This is a genomic window from Clostridium tarantellae, assembly GCF_009295725.1.
GTDB lineage: Bacteria > Bacillota > Clostridia > Clostridiales > Clostridiaceae > Sarcina > Sarcina tarantellae.
The window spans coordinates 1-3,581 of the sequence record NZ_WHJC01000324.1 but is presented as its reverse complement, the minus strand read 5'-3'; the positions used below and the strand labels follow the sequence as shown (position 1 = coordinate 3,581).

Here is a 3,581-nt window from a genome sequence, read left to right as displayed (position 1 = left end):
TTATTTACTTAATAAAATGCTATTCGTATCCTTTGGGAAGGCATTTCAAGGCGTTACCCTATCATTCTACCTATTGTAATAACAGTTCTAATTACTTTTGTAATTAGGCTAGTTTTGTAGTAAACCCTCGCTTACCTTTATCTAGCAACAAGTCGCACTTATATATTCCTTAGAAACAAATCCAAAACTGCCTTTATATTCTATCTTATAAAACTCATTCTCTTCATCTACTATTCTTACCTTTGATCCATTTCTTAAAGAACCTATAACTTTTGAAGATGTATTTGCACTTTCTCTTACATTTAAAGATGAACTTACATTTACTATTCCTGTCTTTCTAACCATATCTCCTTCTGGTTTTGATGGCTCTGGTTTTGGCTCTTCCGGCTTTGTTTCTACATCCTGCACATCTTTTATATATTCTTTAGAAACAAATCCAAAACCGCCTTTATATTCTATTTTATAAAATCCATTCTCTTCTCCTACTATTACTATTTTGCTTCCACCTGTTAATGAACCTATAACCTTAGAGGATGTACTTGCACCTTCTCTTATATTTAAAGATGAACTTACATTTACTATTCCTGTCTTTTTTCCTGTTTCATCTGGCTTTGGTGGTTCTGGTTTTGGTTCTTCCGGCTTTGTTTCTACATCCTGCACATCTTTTATATATTCTTTAGAAACAAATCCAAAACCGCCTTTATATTCTATTTTATAAAATCCATTCTCTTCTCCTACTATTACTATTTTGCTTCCACCTGTTAATGAACCTATAACCTTAGAGGATGTACTTGCACCTTCTCTTACATTTAAATATGAACTTACATTTACTATTCCTGTCTTTTTTTCTGTTTCATCTGGTTTTGGTTCTTCTGGCTTTACATTTTCATTACCTTCTATATCAACTATATTTTCAACATAATTTTTAGCAATATATCCATACCCACTTTTATATTCAATTTTATAAAATCCATTTTCTTCATCTAAAATTATTACTTTTTCTCCATTTAAAATTGTACCTAATATTATACTATTAGTTGATGCCTTTTCTCTTACATTTAAAAAAGAAGAAACTTTTACTATTCCACTTTTTTTCTTATTTGAATTATCTATTGAAGGTTTTTCATTAGGTATAGTATTTAGTAAACTTACATACTCTTTTGAAATATATCCCTCTCTCCCATTATAAATAATTTTATACCAACCATTACTTTCAGAAATAATATCTACTTTAGAATTCTTATGTAATATTCCTATTATTTCACTATTTAAAGATGGATTATTTCTAACATTTAAATTATTTACGATTATAATACCTTCTTTATTATTATTTTCCCCCGTTACTTTTATATAAGTCTTAGAAACATATCCATAAGTATTATTAAAGCTTATTTTATACCATTCATCTATTTCAGATAATATTTTAACCCTACTACCTTTAGTTAATTTTCCTATAACCTCATAATTTGTTCCTGCTCCAGACCTCACATTTAAGGAACTATGAGAAATTACTTCCCCTATTTTTTCTCCAGCTTTTAATTGAAAATCCTCTTTATTTTTCAGTGTTGTAGCATATACTTCTTTTGCTTGAACATAACTTACTGTACTAGTAGCTACCATAGTTCCAAGTAATAAACAACTAATATTTTTATTTTTCATTAATTATCCTCCATATATGATAAAATTTCTAAAGTTAACTATCAATGTAATAATTAACTATTAAAATTTTTAAATTTGTTATAAATTTATTATTTTTATTTTACCATATTTTTACCTTTTATAACATAAAACACTATTAAATGTTCAAATAATAAAAAATTATATATCTGTTGTCAACCTTTTTAATTTTTTCAATATTTTTACTACTTCATAGTTACCATAAAATAATTCCATATAAAAATTTAAGCTATAAAATTCAGAAAATATTTTCTAAATTTTATAGCTTTTATAATAAATAAAATTAATTTAAATTTTCATTTAACTCTTTAACTTCTTCAGTTAATAACGAGTTTTTATATCCATATAAAAAATAACTTACTACTATTAAAATAAGTATAATTGAAAAATACATCCATATTATACCTGAAATATATACCATTAAGAATATACAACTAGCACTTGCTAATATAGGAATCAACGGGAAAAATGGTGTTTTAAATTTTCCTTTATTAATTGGATATCTAAGTCTTAATCCAATTACAGATAAAGAAACTAATAAATAGATAATTAAAAAACAAGCATTAGCTATATTAGCTAATGAACTTAAATCTATAAATCCTGCTAATAATACAGCTATAATTGCAATTCCTGATAATGAAAACATTGGTACAGATTTTTTGTTTTTCTTTGAAAATATCTTAGGTATTAACTTATCACGACTCATAGTATTTAAAACACGTGAACCAGCATATTGATTAGCAAACATAACAGCTAATATTCCAACAATAGCTCCAACTGATACTACTGAACCCGCCCAAGTCATATGTACTGTATTTAAAGCATAACTTAGTGCATCTCCAACATTTAAATTTAAATAATGAACCATTCCTGTTAGTACTAAAGAAACTATTACATATATTATAGTACATACAGCTAAAGATACTATTAATCCTATTGGTAAAGCTTTTTCTGGATTTTTAACTTCCTCTGCCGCTGAAGCTGTTGCGTCAAAACCAGTATAAGCAAAGAATACTGAGGCAGTTCCTACCCAAACACCATTAACACCATAAGGCATAAATGGATGCCAATTTTCTGTATTAATAAAAAATGCACCTACAATAATAAATACTAATATAACTAAAAGCTTAACTATTACCATAATATCATTTACTTTCTTACTTTCACTAGTTCCTCTACTAAGTACAAAAGTAACTGCTAATACTGATAATATAGCTGGAACATCTGTTATCCCACCTTCTGATGGTAATTTAGTAAAAAGATCTGGTATATGTAATCCCATTAAATTTAACAATTCAGTAAAATATGCAGACCAACCTGAAGCAACAGTGGCTATACAAAGTATATATCCTATAACTACACATAATCCAACTATGTATCCAAAGATTTCACCTAAGGAAATATACGCAAAAGAATATGACCCTCCAGCACTTGGTACTGAAGATGCTAATTCAGCATAACATAAAACTACTAACATACAAGTTATTCCTGCACCAATAAAAGAAATACATACAGATGGTCCTGCATCTTTAGCTGCAACTACACCAGTTAAAACCATTACTCCTGTTCCAATTACAGCTCCTATACTCATTAGTATCAAATCCCAAACACCTAAAATTCTCTTTTTAGATTCTTTTGTTCTTTCTAATAAGCTATTTAAATTCTGAGCTCTAAAAATATTCACTTTTTCCCCTTCTTTCTTTAAGCTTTAAAAGCTTTTCTCTTTTGTATATTTTTCTGTGTAAAGGAATAAAAATAATTAATCTATTAAAGAATTATCTATTTTTTTCACACAATATAAATTGTATCAAGAAATTTTTATAAATCCAAGCTTTTTATAAAGGATTTTTTATAAAAATTAACTGCTAAATAAAATTTAATAATTATTCTTATATATCTTTTCC

Annotated in this window: 2 protein-coding genes; both read right to left on the bottom strand. The window is 27.0% G+C overall.

Translation table 11 applies throughout. The features are described 5' to 3' along the window. Positions 1-141: 141 nt before the first annotated feature. Positions 142-1,659, bottom strand: coding sequence for an SH3 domain-containing protein (locus GBZ86_RS13800; RefSeq protein ID WP_152891601.1), 1,518 nt, complete (start codon positions 1,657-1,659; stop codon positions 142-144). A gap of 301 nt (positions 1,660-1,960) precedes the next feature. Next, on the bottom strand, positions 1,961-3,361 hold the full coding sequence (locus tag GBZ86_RS13795) for an amino acid permease (protein ID WP_327445272.1): 1,401 nt from the start codon (positions 3,359-3,361) through the stop codon (positions 1,961-1,963). Positions 3,362-3,581 lie beyond the last annotated feature (220 nt).